The organism is Heyndrickxia sp. FSL W8-0496, from assembly GCF_038007825.1.
In the GTDB taxonomy this organism is placed as follows: Bacteria; Bacillota; Bacilli; order Bacillales; family Bacillaceae_C; genus Heyndrickxia; species Heyndrickxia oleronia.
In genome coordinates this window covers 2,527,059-2,546,647 of record NZ_JBBOXX010000001.1, presented here as the reverse complement: position 1 = coordinate 2,546,647, position 19,589 = coordinate 2,527,059, and the positions used below count along the sequence as shown (strand labels likewise).

General features: G+C 34.7%; 21 protein-coding genes. 15 read left to right on the top strand and 6 right to left on the bottom strand.

The genetic code is table 11. The features are described 5' to 3' along the window. Nucleotides 1-6: 6 nt before the first annotated feature. Entirely contained in the window at nt 7-279 is a 273-nt protein-coding gene (locus NST63_RS12815) for an alpha/beta-type small acid-soluble spore protein (protein ID WP_058003678.1), read from the bottom strand. A gap of 182 nt (nt 280-461) precedes the next feature. Between NST63_RS12815 and NST63_RS12810 the strand changes: the two genes are divergently transcribed. From NST63_RS12810 to NST63_RS12785, 6 genes are read left to right on the top strand one after another with little or no spacing between them, the layout of a single operon-like run. Beyond that, nucleotides 462-1,148 (top strand): GntR family transcriptional regulator, encoded by a 687-nt coding sequence (locus NST63_RS12810; RefSeq protein WP_235813291.1) that lies wholly within the window; start codon nt 462-464, stop codon nt 1,146-1,148. Continuing rightward, nucleotides 1,142-2,344: a CaiB/BaiF CoA transferase family protein gene (locus tag NST63_RS12805; protein ID WP_341042372.1), complete on the top strand. Its 1,203-nt coding sequence runs from the start codon at nt 1,142-1,144 to the stop codon at nt 2,342-2,344. Before NST63_RS12810 ends, NST63_RS12805 begins: the two co-directional genes overlap by 7 nt. Continuing rightward, a complete protein-coding gene (locus NST63_RS12800) occupies nt 2,344-3,246 on the top strand; it encodes a hydroxymethylglutaryl-CoA lyase (RefSeq protein ID WP_212945623.1) in 903 nt (300 codons plus the stop codon). The genes NST63_RS12805 and NST63_RS12800 overlap by 1 nt, the downstream gene beginning before the upstream one ends. 1 nt (nt 3,247) lies before the next feature. Continuing rightward, the gene (locus NST63_RS12795) at nt 3,248-4,276 is read left to right on the top strand and encodes a TRAP transporter substrate-binding protein (RefSeq protein WP_341042369.1); all 1,029 of its coding nucleotides are present in this window, start codon (nt 3,248-3,250) and stop codon (nt 4,274-4,276) included. Between the two features lie 14 nt (nt 4,277-4,290). Further along, nucleotides 4,291-4,788: a TRAP transporter small permease gene (locus tag NST63_RS12790; protein WP_212945621.1), complete on the top strand. Its 498-nt coding sequence runs from the start codon at nt 4,291-4,293 to the stop codon at nt 4,786-4,788. Then, nucleotides 4,785-6,059: a TRAP transporter large permease gene (locus NST63_RS12785; protein WP_212945620.1), complete on the top strand. Its 1,275-nt coding sequence runs from the start codon at nt 4,785-4,787 to the stop codon at nt 6,057-6,059. The genes NST63_RS12790 and NST63_RS12785 overlap by 4 nt, the downstream gene beginning before the upstream one ends. A gap of 101 nt (nt 6,060-6,160) precedes the next feature. Here the strand turns inward: NST63_RS12785 and NST63_RS12780 are convergent, their stop codons facing one another. Genes NST63_RS12780 through NST63_RS12770 form a run of 3 tightly spaced genes read right to left on the bottom strand, consistent with a single transcriptional unit; the run spans nt 6,161 to nt 9,143 of the window. Then, nucleotides 6,161-7,045 (bottom strand): glycine betaine ABC transporter substrate-binding protein, encoded by an 885-nt coding sequence (locus NST63_RS12780; RefSeq protein ID WP_058003672.1) that lies wholly within the window; start codon nt 7,043-7,045, stop codon nt 6,161-6,163. Nucleotide 7,046: 1 nt separating this feature from the next. After that, nucleotides 7,047-7,892, bottom strand: a complete 846-nt coding sequence (gene opuAB, locus NST63_RS12775) for a glycine/proline betaine ABC transporter permease subunit OpuAB (protein ID WP_058003671.1) — start codon at nt 7,890-7,892, stop codon at nt 7,047-7,049. Continuing rightward, nucleotides 7,893-9,143, bottom strand: coding sequence for a quaternary amine ABC transporter ATP-binding protein (locus NST63_RS12770; protein ID WP_341042366.1), 1,251 nt, complete (start codon nt 9,141-9,143; stop codon nt 7,893-7,895). 322 nt (nt 9,144-9,465) lie between these two features. Between NST63_RS12770 and NST63_RS12765 the strand changes: the two genes are divergently transcribed. From NST63_RS12765 to NST63_RS12740, 6 genes are all read left to right on the top strand, one after another. Beyond that, nucleotides 9,466-10,002 carry a GbsR/MarR family transcriptional regulator gene (locus NST63_RS12765; RefSeq protein ID WP_242598308.1) on the top strand — a complete coding sequence of 179 codons (537 nt, stop codon included), beginning with the start codon at nt 9,466-9,468 and terminating at the stop codon, nt 10,000-10,002. Nucleotides 10,003-10,119: 117 nt separating this feature from the next. Next, entirely contained in the window at nt 10,120-10,479 is a 360-nt protein-coding gene (locus tag NST63_RS12760) for a DUF1641 domain-containing protein (protein WP_212945616.1), read from the top strand. A gap of 127 nt (nt 10,480-10,606) precedes the next feature. Next, the gene (locus NST63_RS12755; RefSeq protein ID WP_212945615.1) at nt 10,607-10,999 is read left to right on the top strand and encodes a CidA/LrgA family protein; all 393 of its coding nucleotides are present in this window, start codon (nt 10,607-10,609) and stop codon (nt 10,997-10,999) included. Beyond that, nucleotides 10,974-11,660 carry an LrgB family protein gene (locus NST63_RS12750; RefSeq protein WP_212945614.1) on the top strand — a complete coding sequence of 229 codons (687 nt, stop codon included), beginning with the start codon at nt 10,974-10,976 and terminating at the stop codon, nt 11,658-11,660. Before NST63_RS12755 ends, NST63_RS12750 begins: the two co-directional genes overlap by 26 nt. A gap of 160 nt (nt 11,661-11,820) precedes the next feature. Beyond that, entirely contained in the window at nt 11,821-12,450 is a 630-nt protein-coding gene (locus NST63_RS12745) for a lytic transglycosylase domain-containing protein (RefSeq protein WP_212945613.1), read from the top strand. A gap of 217 nt (nt 12,451-12,667) precedes the next feature. Continuing rightward, nucleotides 12,668-14,203: a glycine betaine uptake BCCT transporter gene (locus NST63_RS12740; protein ID WP_212945612.1), complete on the top strand. Its 1,536-nt coding sequence runs from the start codon at nt 12,668-12,670 to the stop codon at nt 14,201-14,203. A 238-nt stretch (nt 14,204-14,441) separates the two neighbouring features. Here NST63_RS12740 and NST63_RS12735 read toward each other — a convergent pair whose 3' ends face one another. Next, a complete protein-coding gene (locus tag NST63_RS12735; RefSeq protein WP_212945611.1) occupies nt 14,442-14,582 on the bottom strand; it encodes a small acid-soluble spore protein P in 141 nt (46 codons plus the stop codon). Nucleotides 14,583-14,694: 112 nt separating this feature from the next. On the opposite strand from NST63_RS12735, the gene NST63_RS12730 reads away from it, so the two are divergent. Further along, entirely contained in the window at nt 14,695-14,952 is a 258-nt protein-coding gene (locus NST63_RS12730; protein ID WP_212945610.1) for a hypothetical protein, read from the top strand. Nucleotides 14,953-15,038: 86 nt separating this feature from the next. Here NST63_RS12730 and sspO read toward each other — a convergent pair whose 3' ends face one another. Beyond that, on the bottom strand, nt 15,039-15,188 hold the full coding sequence (sspO, locus tag NST63_RS12725) for a small acid-soluble spore protein O (RefSeq protein WP_058003662.1): 150 nt from the start codon (nt 15,186-15,188) through the stop codon (nt 15,039-15,041). A 181-nt stretch (nt 15,189-15,369) separates the two neighbouring features. Here sspO and NST63_RS12720 point away from each other — a divergent pair, with 181 nt between their 5' ends. Together NST63_RS12720 and acnA are read left to right on the top strand one after the other, a co-directional pair. After that, nucleotides 15,370-16,179, top strand: a complete 810-nt coding sequence (locus NST63_RS12720; RefSeq protein WP_058003661.1) for a YitT family protein — start codon at nt 15,370-15,372, stop codon at nt 16,177-16,179. Nucleotides 16,180-16,824: 645 nt separating this feature from the next. Beyond that, entirely contained in the window at nt 16,825-19,536 is a 2,712-nt protein-coding gene (gene acnA, locus NST63_RS12715; protein WP_058003660.1) for an aconitate hydratase AcnA, read from the top strand. Nucleotides 19,537-19,589: the final 53 nt, after the last annotated feature.

Below are 19,589 nucleotides of genomic sequence, written 5' to 3'. Positions count from 1 at the left end.
TTATTATTATTTTTTACTAAGCTGTTCCTGCGCCATTCGAATCATTTCCTTCACCATATTTCCTCCGATTGGACCACCAACTTTTCCAGCTTGTTCACTTGTTAAATGACCATTGTATCCTTTTTTTAAGGGAATTCCTTGTTCTTTAGCTACTTCGAATTTAACATTATTTGGTTCTCTTTGATCAACTTGATACCCTTTTTCTTTCATTACTTTACCTTTAAAATTATCCAAAGCATTTCTTGCTTCAGGGACTAAAGTTTTTCTCCTATTAGACATTTTTCACCCTCCTTTTATAGGTATTATGCCCAAATAAAATAAAGCGACGATTAACAAAAGTTCAGTTTTTTTAACTTTATATTTTGTTTATTTTAAATATTCATTATATACTCTTGACTATTTAAATTATTTTGACTATTCTAATAAAAGAGTATACTGTATACAGTCTACAAAAAATAGGGGTGATTTCAATCGTTCAAATTATAAAAAAAGGGATCACATTAAAAACGCAAGTCTATGATTACCTTAGAGATCAGATAATTATTGGAGGACTTAAACCGGGTGAAAGATTGATTGAAGAAAAAATTGCTGAGGAATTACAGGTAAGTCGTAGCCCGATAAGAGAAGCTATTAGAATGCTAGAAAAAGATGGATTATTGGTTCATTCCTCTGGTGGAGTGACTATCATTCAGCCTACAATTGAAGATTTTCGTTATTTATATGAGTGCAGAGTTGAGATTGAGCCTCTTGCTGCCTTTTATGCAGCAAAAAGACGTTCAAGCGAACAATTGGAAACGATTAGAGGATACTTACTACAAATGGGGAAAATTTCAGAAAAAAATACTTTAAAATGTGTACATGATGCAAATGTAAATTTTCATGAAGCAATCGTTCAATCGAGTCAAAATCCATTTCTTGTTTCAATGATTACTCAATTACGTGGAGTCAACAGTTTTTACCGAAAAACTTTTCTAGAAGAAAATCACATGTATGCCGAGGAAGCAAGGAGGGACCATCAAAAAATATTTCAAGCAATAGTTGATCAAGATTCAGAAGAAGCGAGGCGTTTAATGAAACATCATATCGAAAGCGATTACAATTCCTTTGTGAGGTTCAGTGATCAATCATTGGAGGGTGACAAATGGTAAAAACAAAACCACTTGAAGGAATCAAAATACTTGAACTAGGAAATATTGTTGCCGCACCATTTGCCGGAAAAATTTTTGCTGAATTCGGAGCAGAAGTAATTAAAGTAGAAGAACCGACAAAAGGTGATCCACTTAGAAATTGGCGAGTGATGTACAAGGATACATCTATTTGGTGGCATGTTCAGTCACGTAATAAAAAATCAATAACTGTGAATTTACGTGATGAACGTGGGCAAAAAATAATTAAAAAACTAGTTCAAAAAGTAGATGTTGTATTAGAAAATTTCAAACCTGGAACATTAGAAAAATGGGGATTAGGGTTAAAAGATTTACAAGCCATTAATCCAAGTATTATTTTGACAAGAATTTCAGGATATGGTCAAACCGGTCCATATCGTCACAAGCCTGGGTTTGGTAGTGTCGCAGAGGCTATTGGTGGATTAAGGTATTTAACAGGATACCCTGAATTACCTCCTGTGAGAGTGGGAATTGCTATAGGTGATCTTGTTGCAGGATTATATGCAGTAATTGGCACACTGATGGCTATACGTGCACGAGAAAAAAGAGTTGATAAAAAGGGACAATTAGTAGATGTAGCTCTTTATGAATCTGTTTTTAGTTTACTAGAAGGAATTCTACCAGAGTATGACTTAGCCGGAATAGTAAGAGAAAGAACCGGAACTACTCTGCCCGGTATTGCACCTTCTAATACCTATGAGTGTTCGGATGGAAATCATGTGGTTATTGGTGGAAATGGTGATAAGATCTTTCAGAGATTAATGAAAGCAATTGGTAGAGAAGATATTGCAAATGATTCAAAATATGCAACGAATCAAGGAAGGGCAGCAAATGTGAAATTTATTGATGATGCTATTGAGAATTGGACAAAGCAATATCCATTAAAAATGGTTCAAAAAATATTAGATGATGCATCTGTGCCAGTAGGTCCGATATACGGAATTAAGGAAATAGTCAATGATGAGCACTATAAAGCAAGAGAAATGATTAAGGAAGTTGAGCTCCATGATGGAAAGAAGCTTCTAGTTCCAGGTATTGTACCAAAGTTATCTGAAACCCCTGGCGAAATAAAATCGAATGGTCCCAAATTAGGTGAACATAATGAAGATGTTTTTAAGGAATATATGAATTTCACATTTGAAGATTTTAAAAATCTAAAAGAACAAGGAGTCATCTAATGGCAGATGTAAAAGTTATCGAAGTTAGTCCTAGGGATGGTTTACAGAATGATCCTAACTTTGTAGCTACTAGTAAAAAGAAGGAATTGGTTAATTTACTTATAAAAGCAGGGCTAAAACAAATTGAGGTAACTTCATTTGTTCATCCTAAAAAAGTACCACAAATGGCGGATGCACCTGAACTTTTAAATGAAGTTATGTCTTTTGATAATTTTGAAGCAATAGCCTTGATTCCTAATTTAAAGGGATATGATAGAGCAAAAGAACATGCACTCAGTGAAATAAACTGGGTCAGCTCTGCTACAGAAACCTTTAATAAAAAAAATATTGGAATGACTATTGATGATAATTTTAAACAATTTGAATCACTCGTAAAAAAAACCGAAAATATAAACATAAAAACATGCTTCTCTATTGCAGTAAGCTTTGGATGTCCATATGAAGGGAAAGTAAATGAAGAAAATGTATTAAAATTAGTCAAGCGTGCAAGAAATGCTGGGGCTGATCGTATAGGTATCGCTGATACAATAGGAATTGCTACACCTGATCAAGTTGAAAGTCTAATGAAAAAGGTATTGGAGGCAGCAGAGAATATACCTGTTGCAATTCATCTCCATGATACTAGAGGTCTAGGATTAGCAAATGCTTACTCAGCCTATCAATCAGGTATTCGTATATTTGAAACGTCTGTATCAGGGATAGGAGGTTGTCCATTTGCACCTGGAGCAGCAGGAAATTTAGCAACTGAAGATTTAGTTTATCTATTTCATAGAATGGGGATTGATACAGGAATTGATTTTGATAAACTGCTGGATGCAGCGGATTATGCAGCGAGTATTTCATCAATGAATCCTCTAGGACGAATAAGACATGTCGCAAGAAACGAAAGTGGGAGGGAATAGGATGAAAAATTTAACGAAGATTGTACCTTTGATGTTAATATGCATACTTATATTAGCTGCCTGTAGTTCAGCAAAACCTAAAACAAGCAGTAGTAGTAATGAGAATGGATATAAGAAAACTACCATTCGTTTGGCATATAATTTACCTCAAGACCATCATATTTCGAAAGGGATTGAACAGTTTGCTAAAGAAGTAACTGAAAAGTCTGGTGGTGCAATTAAAGTACAAGTATATCCTGCTGGTCAATTACTTAGTGATAAAGATATGAATCAATCTATTTTAACTGGTGGAGTCGAGATGGGAGTAAACTCATCTACTCTTTGGGCAAGTACAGTTCCTGCTATGGGAATCTTTGATGTTCCTTATATATTCAAAGATTATGGAGCAGCCGGAGATGCTTTAAGTGGGGAATTTGGTGATAAATTACGTAAGGCGATGGAGGACAAAGGTGCTAAGGTTTTAATGTTTGCAGATTATGGATACGCCCAATTTGCTAATAATAAACGTCCTTTAAAGTCACCTTCCGATTTTAAAGGATTAAAGATTCGTAGTATCGGAGACATTCCCTCAGAAATGATAAAGGCTTATGGTGCTTCACCAGTTTTTATGGGAGCGGGTGAAGTATATATGGGGCTTCAGCGGAATACAGTCGATGGTGCAACCTCTGGAACAACTGCAATGGTCCAACGTAAATATGACGAGGTTACTAAATATTTAACGATTAATAATTATGCATATTTAGAATTTATTTTAGCAGTTAATAAAGAATATTGGGATAATCTCCCTGAAAAGACTCAGCAACTAATAAGTAATACTGCAGCAGAAACCGAAAAATGGATTCGTTCACAAGCTGAAAAGGAAGATGAATCCACTGCAAAAGAATTAGCAGAAAAAGGGATGGAAGTATATATCGTTCCGAAAGAGGATTTACCTAAGTGGAAAGAAGCAGCAAAGCCTGCATGGGATTCTTTTTCAAAAAATGCTGGAAAGTTAGGCGATGAACTTTTAGATCTTGTTGATGAGAATTGAGGTGGAATTCAATTATGAAAGTACTATACAGATTAGCAGATTTGATCATTAAAATAGGGGCATATATAGCTGGATTCCTTATCATTCTAACAACATTTATGATTTTTTATGAAGTAATCTCTCGGTCATTTTTTAACCATCCAACCAGTTGGGCAACAGAGATGTCTATTTATTCAATCATAGGAAGTTGTTTTCTAGGAAGTGCTTATGCCGTAAGGACCTATTCTCATATTACTGTAGATTTACTTATAAACAATGTAAATGACAATATAAAAACGATTCTTGCCTATATTTCAAATGCTTTAGGGTTAATTTTTAGCTTAATTTTCACATTTTATGGATACGAGCATTCCATGAAGTCATTAGAATTAGGAGTTACATCAGCTTCATTATTAAGAATCCCTATGTATCTGCCGGAGATGCTTCTTCCGGTAGGTGGGGTGTTAATGTGCTTAGCCTTTATTTTACAAATTGTAGATGGTGGAGCCCATAAAGGAGGAAACCACTTATGAATCTATTTTTCTTAGGAGGGATGGGTACTCTATTACTAATTGGATTACCTGTGGCGTTTGCTTTAGCATTATTAGCTATAGCAGGAATGTACTTTTTTAATGGTGGGACTTTTGCTTTTATGCAAATTCCTATTATCTCATACAAATCGCTTGATGATTTTACATTAACTGCTCTACCTATGTATGTTTTAATGAGCCAGGTACTTTTAGTAAGTGGTGTTGGTAGGGATCTTTATGAGATGGGGAGTAGATGGTTTAGACATTTTCCTGGAGGACTTGCAATAGCAACGATATTTTGTTGTACTATTTTTTCAGCAATATCAGGCTCAAGTGTTGCGACAGCAGTCACTGTTGGATCAGTTGCGTTACCAGAAATGGTTCAACGAGGTTATAATAAGAGATATGTCCTTGGCTTACTAGCTGCTGGAGGTACTTTAGGAATATTAATACCACCCAGTGTTCCCATGATTATATATGGATCGGTAACAGGAGAGTCTATAGGAAAGTTATTTATTGCAGGTATTGTGCCTGGACTTATTTTAACTATACTATTTATGGTTTTTGCCTCTTATCAAACTAGACATATAAAAGATATACCTGCAACATGGAAAGAGCGAATGGAAGCTACTAAAAAAGCAATCTGGGGACTTCTATTACCTGTCATTGTTATTGGAGGTATTTACAGCGGTTTATTTACTCCTACAGAGGCTGCTGCAGTAGGAGTAGTAGTTAGTTTTGTTATTTCTGCATTTGTTTACCGTAACTTAAATTGGAAAAACTTCAAGAAAATGATAATATCAACAGTTAATACAAACGCTATGATTCTACTTATCATGGTAGGCGCAATGCTCCTAGGATATATTATGACTATACTACAGATTCCACAACTAATTACTAATTATGCAACAGAACAAAATATCTCACCTTGGGTGATATTTATACTTATTAATATTGCTTTATTAATTCTAGGAATGTTTTTAGAAACAATATCAATTATTGTTATTACAGTACCAATTTTATATCCAATAGTAACAACATTGGGATTTGACCCAATTTGGTTCGCTATTATTATGGTTATCAATATGGAATTAGCATTAATATCGCCACCAGTTGGATTAAACCTATTTGTTTTAAAGGGAATTGATAAATCAAATACAATTAGTGAGATCGTAAAAGGAGTAATTCCTTACGCGATAATAATGGTTTTCTTCATTGTATTACTATCATTATTCCCTGAGATTGCAACTTTTTTAATAAATAAGGTGGATTAATAGACTGATAAAATAAACCTAAAAATGGCCATTATCATAATGACAGCCATTTTTAGGTTTAGCCAAAAATTTTACTTATGTTCGTTCAATTTTTTTTACAATTATTTCAAATCTTCTATAGAATCTATATCCATATATTTAGGTACTGTTAAACCGATTTTTACTCCTGTCATACTTGTGCCAATATCTTCATATTTACCGTCAAATTTCTCTGCATATGTTTTATGTGTTAACGGTAACCATGCAGCAAGGGAGGCGTCAGCACTTCCATCGGCAATTGCAGTCCACATTGGACCTGCTTCAACCTGGGTGAGTGTTACTTTAAATCCGAGATCCTCTAAGACTTTTCCCATTACATTTGTGCTTGCAATTTCACTATCCCAAGCAACATATGTAAGTTTGATTTTTTCACCTTTTACTTTATCTACACCTTTTGTCCATTCTGCTACTTTATCTGGGTTATCCTTTACCCATTTGGCTGCCGCATCTTCTGGTTTAGAACCTTCTTGAATATCTAACATTACTTCACCCATATCATCTTCAGACCACTTGAATTGACTTAATACTTTATACGCATTTGGGTGATCTTCCTTTAAACCTTTTCGAGCAATCGTATGGATTTCTTCTGCTTCTCCATAAACACCTTTAGGATCATCCAGATATTTTAAATCATACTTGGCAAACATCCAGTGTGGATTCCAGCCAGTAAAAATGATTGGTTCTTTTTTATCATATGCCTTTTTTAAAGCAGCTGTCATAGCAGCACTTGAACCTGTAACCAATTCCCAATCATCAAGCTTATATTCCTTAAGAGCTTTCTCAGTTGCAGTCATGATTCCTGCTCCTGGATCAATTCCTGTAATTTTATACTTTACACTATCGCCAACTGTTTCATTTTTACTTGAACTTGCTTTATCATTTCCACATGCTGCAAGCCCAATAGATAACGCTGCAACCGCTCCGATTCCAACAATTTTTTTCCACATATTAGTTCCCCCTTTGTTTTTTCTTTCCTGCATTTTGTGTAATACGGTCTAAAACGATTGCTACGATCACAATAGTAAGACCTGCTTCAACACCTACTCCTGTTTTTAATTGCGTAACTGCACGATAGACTTCTTCTCCTAACCCCGGTGCGCCAACCATAGATGCAATGACGACCATTGATAGTGCGAGCATTATACTTTGATTTATTCCAGCCATAATAGTCGGTGTGGCAAGTGGAAGTTGAACTTTTAACAGCCTTTGACTGGTTGTTGAACCAAAGCTTTCTGTCGCTTCAATAATGTCCTCAGGCACCTGTTGGATCCCAAGTATTGTTAAACGTATAGTAGGTGGCATGGCGAATATCACTGATGCAACTACTCCTGGTACAACTCCAATATTAAAGAAGAAAATAGCAGGAAGTAAGTATACAAATGCAGGCATTGTTTGCATAAAATCGAGGATAGGGGTGACAATTTTGCGAACCGTATCCTTTTGTGATGCCCAAATTCCAATTGGTATACCAACTACTACGGAAATAATAACCGATGTTAAGACAAGAGCCAATGTACTGAGCATGGCATCCCAGTAACCTAAATAATCAATAATTAGAAATCCAATTAATGAAAATAAGGCAATGCTTTTTTTGGTTAACCACCATGCAATTCCAGCAATAATTAATGAAAGAAGAATAGGGGGGATAAAGCCGAGTCCAGAGACAATTCCATTTACGAGTCCTTCTAAGCCTGTAGCAACTCCGTCAAATATTCCTCCAAAATTTGATGTTAGCCAATCAACAAATCGATCAATCCAATCTGCTAATGGAATTCTTGGTATCCATTCATTCATTTAATTCACCTCCCTTAAAGAGGCTTCAGTTACTTCAATTGGCGCTGTATGAATATAAGAATCATTTCCTGCAAGAGCACCAATTAAAGCTCCACGGATCACGATTCCTTTCATTCGATCCCGCTCATCAACAACAGCAATCGGTATTTCTGCAGTAGATACGATATCGAATAAATCCATTAATAATGTGTCCTTTTGTACAGTGGTAATATTTTTTTGAATTACCTCATTAAGGGGAAGTCCTTTTTCGAAGGCATCCTTTGCTAATTGAGCTGTAACAGCACCTAAAAGCCGGTTTTGTTTATCGACCACATATATCGAAGAGATACCTAGATTTTTCATAAGTGTTAAGGCGACTCTTGGCCCCTTTTCAATTTGTACCGTTTCTGCACGCTTCATAATATGTCCGGCTGTTAACACTTTGGAAAAATCTACATCTTCAACGAAACGTTCCACATATTCATTGGAAGGATTCATTAAAATTTCCTCTGGAGTACCTATTTGAACGATGTTCCCATCCTTCATTAATGCGATGCGGTCTCCGATACGTAGGGCTTCATCTAAATCATGAGTAATAAATACAATTGTTTTCCCCACAGTATTGTGAAGCTCTAATAATTCATCTTGCATATCTTTTCTAATTAATGGATCCAAAGCACTAAACGCCTCATCCATTAATAAAATATCTGGATCGTTGGTTAGAGCTCTTGCAAGTCCAACACGCTGTTGCATTCCACCGCTTAATTGATCGGGATATTGATCCTCATATCCTTCTAATCCAACCAGCTTTAATGATTCAAGTGCCATTTCTTGTCTTTTTGATTTTTCAATACCTTGAATTTCTAAACCATATTCAGTGTTTTGGAGAATGGTCCGATGGGGAAGGAGTGCAAATTTTTGAAATACCATGCTGATTTTTTTTCTACGAATATTTCTTAATTGTTCCTTGTTCATTTTAGTTACATTCTCGTTATCAATTAATATTTCTCCTAATGTTGGTTCGATCAAACGATTCAACATCCGAACCAAGGTCGATTTTCCACTTCCTGATAAACCCATGATGACAAATATTTCACCATCATTTACATGAAAGTTAGCTTGATTTACACCGACTGTTGCTCCGGTAGACTTTAAGATTTCTTGCTTTGTTTTTCCTTCTGATAGAAGCTGTGACGCTTTTTTCGTATGTTTGCCGAAAATTTTAGTCACGTTTTTTACTTCTATTTTGATTTTTTTCTCGTCACTAGTCATTTTTTTCCCTCATTTCTTTGCACTTTATAAGTGTAACGAAAATGTAATACTTCCCACAAACTCGATATTCCTTTATATTCCGATTGTACAGTTCGTAAAGAAAAAACTGTACGTACTTAATATACTTTATTCTTACATTTCCTCCGTATTCCTCTTGATTCCGTTTTGAAGTCCCTCTTTACTTTATATCTACAAAAGGATAGATTATTTATTGTTAAGAATCTTTTCTGTAATCAATCGATGGATTTAAGTGAATGATGAGATTAAAGTTCAATTGGAAAATTTCAAAATTAAATACCACTAAATGGGGTGTGAAAATAAATTGGAAGGTAAGGATCAACTAGACAGAGCACGAGAAAGGGTAATCGAAGCTATTGCACAAAACATGAACTTATATGGAGTAACACCTTCAATTGGCAGATTATATGGAATGATGTTTTTTCATAATGAGCCGTTAACACTGGATGAAATGAAGGAAGAACTTGGTATGAGTAAAACAAGTATGAGTACTTCCGTAAGAACACTTTTAGATTTAAAAATGGTCGATAAAGTATGGAAAAAAGGGAGTAGAAAAGATTTATATGCAATAGAAGGAGATTGGTATCAAAATTTTATTGACTTATTCACAGTGAAGTGGCGACATGCTATCTCGATGAATAAACATGTAATTGAAAAGTCATTGAAAGAGCTTTCTGACATGTTGAATGATGGGCATGTTGACGAGGAGATAAAAGCTTTAGTCAATAGCGATATCATTAAGTTAAAGGAGACATTGGAATATTATAAATGGTTAAATCGTCTAATTGATACATTTGAAAGCGAAGAAATTTTTAATTTTGTGCCAAAAAACAATAAATAAACTTGTAGAGGATGACAATTTTTGTCGCCTCTTTTTTCTTTTAGTATGATTGTTCATTTCTCTACAAAAATGTACATATGTTATAAAGTCAAAGACTTATGGAAGGCAGGGTGGAAAATGACAAAATCAATGATAAAAGAGAATGGAACACCAAAGAGAAATTCCGAACGAAGCCTTGAATCGGAACAGTTTACTAACGAAACAGAAGACCTATTAAAAATAATTAAGTATTTAAAGGAATCAAATTTACTACCTGTCATTACGGATTTTTTAACAAATAGAACTTCTTCAGAAATGTCACAACTAGATACAATTAAAAAAGGGGTTAGAAAAGGGATAGAATCTGCTATGTCCACACTTGATTCTGGTAAAGAATTAAGTTCCTTTCAAGTAATGAAGCTATTGAAGGACCAAGATATTAATCGAGCCGTCTTATTTTTAATGGGATTTTTAAAAGGGATGGGGAAAAATATATAGATGATAACCTGCACTTCGTTTGCAGGTTTTTTCGTTCTGAAAAATCATATCTAGCCTAGAAAAGGAGGAAAATTTCTCTAAAAATCGAATAACTATTTATTCGGTATGAAAGGAAGTCTAACACAATATGAAAAAAGGGTTCGTATTAATCTGTCAAATTTTTTTGCTTTGGGTGATCAATGAATTAGGTACTTTTATTGTAAATATTTTACACATTCCTGTTCCTGGAAATATTATTGGAATGCTTTTATTATTGATATTTTTACTAACCGGAATCATTCAATTAAAATGGGTTGATATAGGTGCTTCTCTATTAAATAAACATTTATCTTTCTTTTTTATTCCTATATCTGTTGGGCTAATGACGCTGGGTTCTATTTTTATGTCATCAGGTATTCGTTTATTGTTTATCTTAGTATTGAGTGCAATTATTGGAATTATCGGCACTGGATTAACGAGTCAGTTATTAGCAAAAAAACGAGAGGTGTCTTCAAATGAGCAGCATTATCACAGTTTATAGTTTGATGATTACTATCTTTATTTATCTTTTTACTATAGTAATAGCCAAAAAATACCCCTCTCCATTTACGACACCTGTCTTTTTAAGTACAGTTTTAATCATTGGTGTCCTCTATCTTTCTCATATTACGTATTCACAATATTCTATAGCGAAAGAAATCATAACGAAATTATTGGGTCCAGCAACAGTGGCACTGGCTGTACCACTTTATAAGAACCGAAGAATTTTTTTTCAGCACTTAAAGCCAGCTTTACTAGGCATTATCTTGGGTACATCGTCGACTATTGCTTCTGCTGAAATAATTGGAAAAATGATGCATATTTCAAATGAATTTCTTATCTCATTAAGTGTAAAATCGATTACCATACCAGTAGCAAGTGAAGTCTCAACTATCATAGGAGGTAATGAATATTTAGTTGCTGCATTTGTCATGATTACTGGAATGTTTGGAGCAATGTTTGGTCCACTAATCCTAAATTTATGTAAAATTAATCACCCACTTTCAAGAGGACTTGCTATAGGAACGATTTCTCATGGAATTGGTACTGCTGAAGCTGTTAAGGAAGGCGAGATCCAAGGCGCTGTTTCAGGTGTTGCCATGGGAGTAGCTGCTATATTCACATCTATTTGCATCCCCAATATTTTACCCTTGATATTATAGGCAAAATTTTTTGTTGAAATGGATAAGGTTTATTCGTATGATTATTATAAACATAAAATTTATAAATTTGTTTATTAAATGATTAAATATATGGCATAACTAGTATTAAACTAGTTGTGCCTTTGTTTTTATAGAAAAGGGTTGAAGGGAAAACAATAGAATGAAGCAGGCGAAGAAAAAAAAATATCAAAAACATAAGCTTAAAAAGCAATCACCATTACTTATCTTATTGATTCCAATTGTAATAATTACAGCTTATATCATCTTACAAAACAAAGAACAAGTACAAGAGAAACCACCTAAAAAACAAGAACCAAAAGTTCAACTTGTACCGACTCAATACCTTCCAATCTATAAAGCAGCAGAAAAAAAATATGGTGTACCCTGGTATGTACTTGCGGCACACCATCGAGTAGAAACAAGATTTTCTACTATGGATCCAATGATTTCTCCAGTGGGAGCAGAAGGACCGATGCAATTTATGCCTTGTACATTTGTTGGGTGGAGTCATCCGACTTGCACAGGAAAAGGAGTAGGCAATATTCCTGAAAACGAAAAAGAAGATCCTGTGGTCATTCATAAATATGGGGGATATGGTGTTGATGCAAATGGTGATGGAAAAGCAGATATTTGGGATTTAGAGGATGCTGTCTTTAGTGCGGCAAATTATTTATCCCAAAATGGAGCAGCAGAAGGAAACCTTAAGCAAGCGATTTATTCTTATAATCATAGTGAAGATTATGTAAATGAAGTGTTGCATTATGCAAGACTTTACAAAAAAGATGAATAAACTCGAATTGAAAATTGATTCGGGTTTATTTTTTTATCATATATTTCAGCACCAGGAAAAACTAGAGTCATGGTCATTTATTTGATTGGTAAACTTCCCATATACATAAGGGATTAATACGTAGAAATAGGGGAATATAAACTTTGCAGCTAATTAAAGAAGAGTAAGAACAATAAAATTTTACTCAGTTTCATTGAAGCCTAGAAAGGAGAATTTGATGAAAAACATATCGAGTGTCTTTTGGGTTTCTGTCGCTATTTTGTTAATTGCCGTCGTATATGGGGTTGCAGCTCCAAACAATTTTGAAACAATCACCTCAAATATCCAAGCTTTTCTTACGTCCAGGTTTGGTTGGTATTATTTAATTTTGGTATCGTTAATCGTTATCTTTTGTATTTTTCTTATACTTAGTCCGATTGGTGCAATTACATTAGGAAAACCGAATGATAAGCCCGAATATTCTACTGTTTCCTGGTTTGCTATGTTATTTAGTGCTGGAATGGGAATTGGTCTTGTCTTTTGGGGAGCGGCAGAGCCATTGTCCCATTTTGCAACGAATCCACCCCTGTCTGAGCCTGGAAGTGATGATGCATTAAAAGAATCGATGCGCTTTACTTTTTTTCACTGGGGCTTACATGCTTGGGGCATCTATGCATTGATTGCATTAGCTTTAGCCTATTTTAATTTTAGAAAAGGTGAGCCAGGACTGATTAGTTCAACACTTACACCGATTCTTGGAAAATATGCAAGCGGCAAAATAGGAGGACTCATTGATATTCTAGCCGTTTTAGCAACAGTCATAGGGGTCGCAACGACACTTGGATTTGGTGCAGCACAAATTAATGGAGGACTATCATTTCTTTTTGATATCCCTAATAATTTCAAAGTTCAACTTATTATTATTGGTGTAGTCACGGTATTATTTATCATATCGGCATGGTCAGGATTAGGGAAAGGAATCAAATATTTAAGTAATACGAATTTAGTTTTAGCAATAATATTGTTAATTCTAATGTTTATCGCTGGACCCACCTTATTAATTTTAAATCTATTTACAGATACGTTAGGGAAATATTTGCAAAATATTATTCAAATGAGCTTTCGTATTGCCCCATTAAATTCAGAAAATCGTAATTGGATTAATTCGTGGACGATTTTCTACTGGGCCTGGTGGATCTCTTGGTCCCCATTTGTTGGTATTTTTATTGCCCGTGTATCAAAAGGGAGAACGATTCGCCAGTTTCTAATAGGTGTTTTGTTAGCACCATCCATTGTTAGTTTTATTTGGTTTGCTGTTTTTGGCACCGCTTCCATCCGTGTTCAACAACAAGGGAGAATCGATTTAACCGCATTGAAAACAGAGGAAGTATTATTTGGAGTTTTTGAAAATGTCCCGATGACAACCATACTTTCAATCATAGCTCTCATTCTAATTGCTATATTTTTTATTACATCTGCAGATTCAGCAACCTTTGTTCTTGGTATGCAAACAACATATGGTTCGTTACTTCCCCCAAATAGTGTGAAATTAACCTGGGGAATTTTACAGTCTTTAGTTGCAGTGATTTTATTATATAGTGGCGGATTGCAAGGCTTACAAAATGCCCTTATTATTGCAGCTTTTCCATTTTCAATTATTATTATCTTGATGATTATTTCGTTATATAAATCATTGATGAAGGAGCGAAGAGATTTAAGACTTTATGTACGGGCCAAACCAATAAAAAAGAAAACAGAGCCAGAACCAGAATAAAAGGGAGTTGATCATTCTCCCTTTTTTCTAGTTTATTTCGAAGGTTGTTTTAAGTATAGTTTGTTGCTCTTGTATAAGCCTAACTGTCGACATTACAAGATTTCAGCATTTTTGTTGGAAATTCCAGCTCCTTACCCAGTAAAATTTAAAGGTTAGCAATAGTAAGCAGATAGTTATTAGTTAATACTTACTTAAATACCAACTATGTTTGAGAAAAGAGCCATTTCGTGATTATTTGCTACATATCATGGCCTTGATTATGCTTTTGGCGTGTATGATTACGATTTTTTACTTTTTTAGACCCACTTAATGGTTCAGGTTGCCCAGATTGTTTTGGAGCATTTTTTCTCATATCTTTTCCATCATTTTTATTAGACATTTCTACATCCCTCCTTCGCATAGATTGTGCTTATTGAAGGGATTTATACCGTATATTTTGTGTAAATAAGCGCAATCTATTTTTGAAAAGAACTTTGAAAGGGAGAGACATGATGCCATATCATAAAAATAAACAACAAGCTTTTCAAGCTGCACAACAGGGCATGAAGCAATTAGACGACGTTTATAGTCAATTAGTTCGCGATAGTGATGACTATGGTCAGCAGTTAAAACATTTAAAAAATGAAGTCAATGAAACATATCAACAAATAGAAAATGCCATGGAAGTAGCAAGCGAAACCCAAAGACAGCAACTAGAGAAGTTCCGTTCAGATATTGAACAAATTGTAAATGACGTAAATAATGATTAAAAGGTCAAGAGACCGTTAAAACACAGGTTGACGTAATGCTGTGTTTTAACGGTCTCTATTTTAATATATGTGTGAACGATTAAAAGCTATTGGTTTTTCTTTCGCTTTTTATTATTTTGCTTCTGTTTCTCGGTTAGGGGTTCATTGGAAAACTCTTCATTATATCCTGTACCTTTTCCTTGTGCACTGGCTGCATTCATTCCTGGAATGATATGGTTCGCTTTTCTTTTAACCATTTATTTCACCTCCAATACTATTTTGTGCAAGAACGATAGAAATAATCAAATTTAGAAATAACTATCAATTTAGAATTGGCAATTGAATCTTATATTTTTGAAAAAACTTTTAGTTTTTTTATTGTTTCTTTCTTTAATATAATATTCTCTAGTGAAAGATTGTAAATAAAGGGGAGAAGGAATGAACAGAATCATAACTATTATCATCGGTTCCTTATTAGTGAGTGTTGCATATAATTTGTTTCTAATACCTCATGAAATCTTAAGTAGTGGTTTAAGTGGTATTGCAATTATGCTAGGTCTGATTACTCCATTTAATACAGGAATATTAAATTTTTTACTTAATCTTCCTTTACTGATTCTTGGAGTGTTTAAATTAGGTAAACGGTTTATTCTTTATACTATTTTATCCGTTGTGGTAATCTCAGTAGGACTATACATCATACCAATTAAACAGATTTCAACTGAACCGATATTATCCTCTTTATTTGGTGGAGTAATAACTGGATTAGGAATCGGATTAATTTTTCGAGTATCAGGTTCATCCGGTGGTTTCGATATTTTAGCCATGCTACTAAATAAGAAAAAAGATTTCCCATTAGGGACAATTTTATCTGCTATGAATGGAATTGTTGTTCTAATTTCAGGATTTATTTTTAGTTGGGATGCAGCTTTAAACACAATGGTAGCCATTTATGCAACTGGTAAAGTGGTTGATACAATTCATACGAAACATATAAAACTCACCGTGATGATTGTGACCGACAAAGGAAAAGAGATGAAAGAAAAATTACTTTCGAGTGTATATCGCGGAATCACTTTAATAGATGGTGAAGGTGCTTATTCAGGGGAAAATCGAAAAATCTTAATGACTGTTATTACTAGGTATCAATTGACAGATGTTAAATCTTTAATTAGAGATATTGACCCTAGTGCATTTGTTAATATTACCGAAACAACTGAAGTAATGGGTTCGTTTCATCGAAATTAGTAGTTGTCAACCGAAAATTAGCGTAGAAAATCTTTTAATTAATAGAGATTCTGCGCTTTTTTTATACACAAAAATACAGAGATAATCTTTTTATAGCACTTTCTTTTCTCAGTGGATGGTAGAGTTTGTCCTTTCTTAAAATTATTTTAATTCGTTAAAACAGTACCTAAATCAAAGTTTAAGAAAAGAATCTTTAAATGGATATTTTAATTTTAGTTATGTAAAAGCCTTAGTGCCGGCTTTTACGCTTAACAAAAGAGTTCAACGTTCTTACAATGTTTGCAACTCTTTTCTCAGTGGATGGTAGAGTTTGGTCTTTCTTAAAATTATATTAATTCTTTAAAATGTACGTAAATCAAAGTTTAAGAAAAGAATAGACAAAAATCTGCATTTTTTCATAAAAAACGAAATATGTAACTCATTAAATGATAATAAATATAACGAGAAACAAAAACTTGAGCTAATATTTAAAGGTTCCCCGATTATGATAATATTTTCTTATTAAAAACGATAACATTCTTGTTATTTACTTATGTAACTACTTATATTAAGATGGTAATTGTGAAAAGTAATTGAACATAATTCGAGCTTTTCGTGAAACTATCAGTGAATATGACATTTTTTGAAAAAGAGGGGGAATCTTGAGTGGCTAAAAACGACGTTTTTAACGCACGTACTTCTTTTGAACTAGAAGGCAAACGTTATCATTTTTATCGTCTTGCAGCTCTTGAAGAAGCAGGTTTAGCGAAAATCTCTCGCTTACCATACTCAGTAAAAGTATTATTAGAATCTGTACTTCGCCAACTGGATGGCCGTGTAATTACAAAAGAACATGTTGAAAATTTATCAAAATGGGGATCTGAAGAAGTAAAAGATGCAGAGGTACCTTTTAAGCCATCTCGTGTTATTCTCCAAGATTTCACAGGTGTACCTGCCGTTGTAGACCTTGCTTCTTTACGTAAAGCAATGGCTGATTTAGGTGGAGATCCTGATAAAATTAATCCTGAAATTCCTGTCGATCTTGTAATTGACCACTCAGTACAAGTTGACAAATATGGTACTGCAGACGCTTTAAAAGCGAATATGGATTTTGAATTTGAACGTAACGCAGAACGTTATCAATTCTTAAGCTGGGCTACGAAAGCATTTGATAATTATCGTGCCGTTCCACCAGCAACTGGTATTGTTCACCAAGTTAACTTAGAATATCTTGCTAGCGTAGTTCATGCAATTGAAACTGCAGATGGTGAATTTGAAGCATTCCCAGATACTCTAGTAGGTACTGACTCTCATACAACAATGATCAATGGTATCGGTGTTCTTGGATGGGGTGTTGGTGGAATTGAAGCGGAAGCAGGTATGCTTGGTCAACCTTCATACTTCCCAATTCCAGAAGTTATCGGTGTTAAATTAGTAGGGGAACTTCCAAATGGAGCGACTGCGACTGACTTAGCACTAAAAGTTACTCAAGTGTTACGCCAAAAAGGTGTTGTTGGTAAATTTGTTGAATTCTTTGGTCCTGGTGTATCTAAATTACCACTTGCTGACCGTGCAACAATTGCTAACATGGCCCCTGAATATGGCGCTACTTGTGGTTTCTTCCCTGTAGATGCTGAAAGCTTAGGATATCTTCGATTAACTGGTCGTCCGGAGGAGCATATTAAGCTTGTAGAGAAATATTTACAGGAAAACAATATGTTCTTCACTCCAGAAAATGAAGAACCTGTTTACACAGATGTTGTTGAAATTAACTTATCTGATATAGAAGCAAACTTATCAGGTCCAAAACGTCCACAGGACTTAATTCCGCTATCTAAAATGCAAACAGCTTTCCAAGATGCGGTAACTGCTCCTGTAGGTAACCAAGGATTTGGATTAAAAGATACAGAAATTAAGAAAGAAGCGGTAGTTAAATTCGATAATGGCGATGAAGCAACAATGAAAACCGGCGCCGTTGCTATTGCTGCTATTACAAGTTGTACAAACACTTCTAACCCTTATGTTATGTTAGGTGCAGGTTTAGTTGCCAAAAAAGCAGTTGAAAAAGGCTTAACGGTACCTAAATATGTAAAAACATCTTTGGCTCCAGGTTCAAAAGTTGTTACTGGATATTTAAGAGATTCTGGACTTCTAGGATATCTTGATCAATTAGGATTCAATCTTGTTGGTTATGGTTGTACAACATGTATCGGTAACTCTGGTCCACTTAAAGAAGAAATCGAAAAGACGATTGCAGAAAACGATTTACTTGTTACTTCAGTTCTTTCTGGTAACCGTAACTTTGAGGGCCGTATCCATCCGCTTGTAAAAGCAAACTACTTAGCATCACCACCATTAGTTGTTGCTTATGCTTTAGCAGGTACAGTAGACATCGATCTTATCAATGAGCCAATTGGAAAAGATAAAGACGGTAATGATGTTTACATGAAAGATATTTGGCCATCTACTGAAGAGGTAAATGAAGCGGTTAAACAAAGCGTAACACCTGAGTTATTCCGCAAAGAATACGAGCGTGTATTCGACGATAATGAACGTTGGAATGAAATCAAAACAGGTAATGATCCATTATATACTTGGGATGAAAAATCAACATATATTGCGAATCCGCCATTCTTTGAAAATCTTTCTCCAAATCCAGAGGAAGTTAAGCCATTATCTAGTCTTCGTATCGTAGCTAAATTTGGTGATTCTGTAACTACTGACCATATTTCACCAGCTGGTGCAATTGGTAAAGATACTCCTGCAGGTAAATACTTACGTGAAAACGGGGTAGAACCTCGCGAATTTAACTCTTATGGTTCTCGTCGTGGTAACCATGAAGTCATGATGCGTGGTACATTTGCGAATATCCGAATTCGTAACCAAATTGCTCCTGGAACAGAAGGTGGTTTTTCAACTTACTGGCCAACTAATGAAGTAACTTCAATGTATGATGCTTGCATGAAATACAAAGAAGACGGCACTGGATTAGTTGTTCTTGCTGGTAAAGATTACGGTATGGGATCTTCTCGTGACTGGGCAGCAAAAGGTACAAATCTTCTTGGTATTAAAACAGTTATTGCAGAAAGCTTTGAACGTATTCACCGTTCTAATCTTGCATTAATGGGTGTTTTACCACTTCAATTCAAGAAAGGTGAAAACGCTGAAACACTTGGTTTAACTGGAAAAGAAATCATTGATGTTCACATTGATGAAAATGTTAAGCCACGTGATATTTTGAAAGTAACTGCTACAGATGAAGCAGGCAACAAGAAAGAATTTGAAGTACTTGTACGTTTCGATTCTGATGTCGAAATTGATTACTATCGTCATGGTGGTATTCTTCAAATGGTACTTCGCGACAAATTACAAGCATAATCGACTGATCTCACACACTCTGTTTTACAGAGTGTGTTTTTTTATACTAATTT

Coding starts and splice junctions, on each gene's coding strand:
- NST63_RS12780 (WP_058003672.1), bottom strand. CDS start 7,045: ATGTGGAAAAAAATTGTTGGAATCGGAGCGGTTGCAGCGTTATCTATT.
- NST63_RS12740 (WP_212945612.1), top strand. CDS start 12,668: ATGAAAAACATATCGAGTGTCTTTTGGGTTTCTGTCGCTATTTTGTTA.
- NST63_RS12745 (WP_212945613.1), top strand. CDS start 11,821: ATGAAGCAGGCGAAGAAAAAAAAATATCAAAAACATAAGCTTAAAAAG.
- NST63_RS12785 (WP_212945620.1), top strand. CDS start 4,785: ATGAATCTATTTTTCTTAGGAGGGATGGGTACTCTATTACTAATTGGA.
- opuAB (WP_058003671.1), bottom strand. CDS start 7,892: ATGAATGAATGGATACCAAGAATTCCATTAGCAGATTGGATTGATCGA.
- NST63_RS12720 (WP_058003661.1), top strand. CDS start 15,370: ATGAACAGAATCATAACTATTATCATCGGTTCCTTATTAGTGAGTGTT.
- NST63_RS12815 (WP_058003678.1), bottom strand. CDS start 279: ATGTCTAATAGGAGAAAAACTTTAGTCCCTGAAGCAAGAAATGCTTTG.
- NST63_RS12730 (WP_212945610.1), top strand. CDS start 14,695: ATGCCATATCATAAAAATAAACAACAAGCTTTTCAAGCTGCACAACAG.
- NST63_RS12760 (WP_212945616.1), top strand. CDS start 10,120: ATGACAAAATCAATGATAAAAGAGAATGGAACACCAAAGAGAAATTCC.
- sspO (WP_058003662.1), bottom strand. CDS start 15,188: ATGGTTAAAAGAAAAGCGAACCATATCATTCCAGGAATGAATGCAGCC.
- NST63_RS12770 (WP_341042366.1), bottom strand. CDS start 9,143: ATGACTAGTGACGAGAAAAAAATCAAAATAGAAGTAAAAAACGTGACT.
- NST63_RS12795 (WP_341042369.1), top strand. CDS start 3,248: ATGAAAAATTTAACGAAGATTGTACCTTTGATGTTAATATGCATACTT.
- NST63_RS12800 (WP_212945623.1), top strand. CDS start 2,344: ATGGCAGATGTAAAAGTTATCGAAGTTAGTCCTAGGGATGGTTTACAG.
- NST63_RS12755 (WP_212945615.1), top strand. CDS start 10,607: ATGAAAAAAGGGTTCGTATTAATCTGTCAAATTTTTTTGCTTTGGGTG.
- NST63_RS12750 (WP_212945614.1), top strand. CDS start 10,974: ATGAGCAGCATTATCACAGTTTATAGTTTGATGATTACTATCTTTATT.
- NST63_RS12790 (WP_212945621.1), top strand. CDS start 4,291: ATGAAAGTACTATACAGATTAGCAGATTTGATCATTAAAATAGGGGCA.
- NST63_RS12805 (WP_341042372.1), top strand. CDS start 1,142: ATGGTAAAAACAAAACCACTTGAAGGAATCAAAATACTTGAACTAGGA.
- NST63_RS12735 (WP_212945611.1), bottom strand. CDS start 14,582: ATGTCTAATAAAAATGATGGAAAAGATATGAGAAAAAATGCTCCAAAA.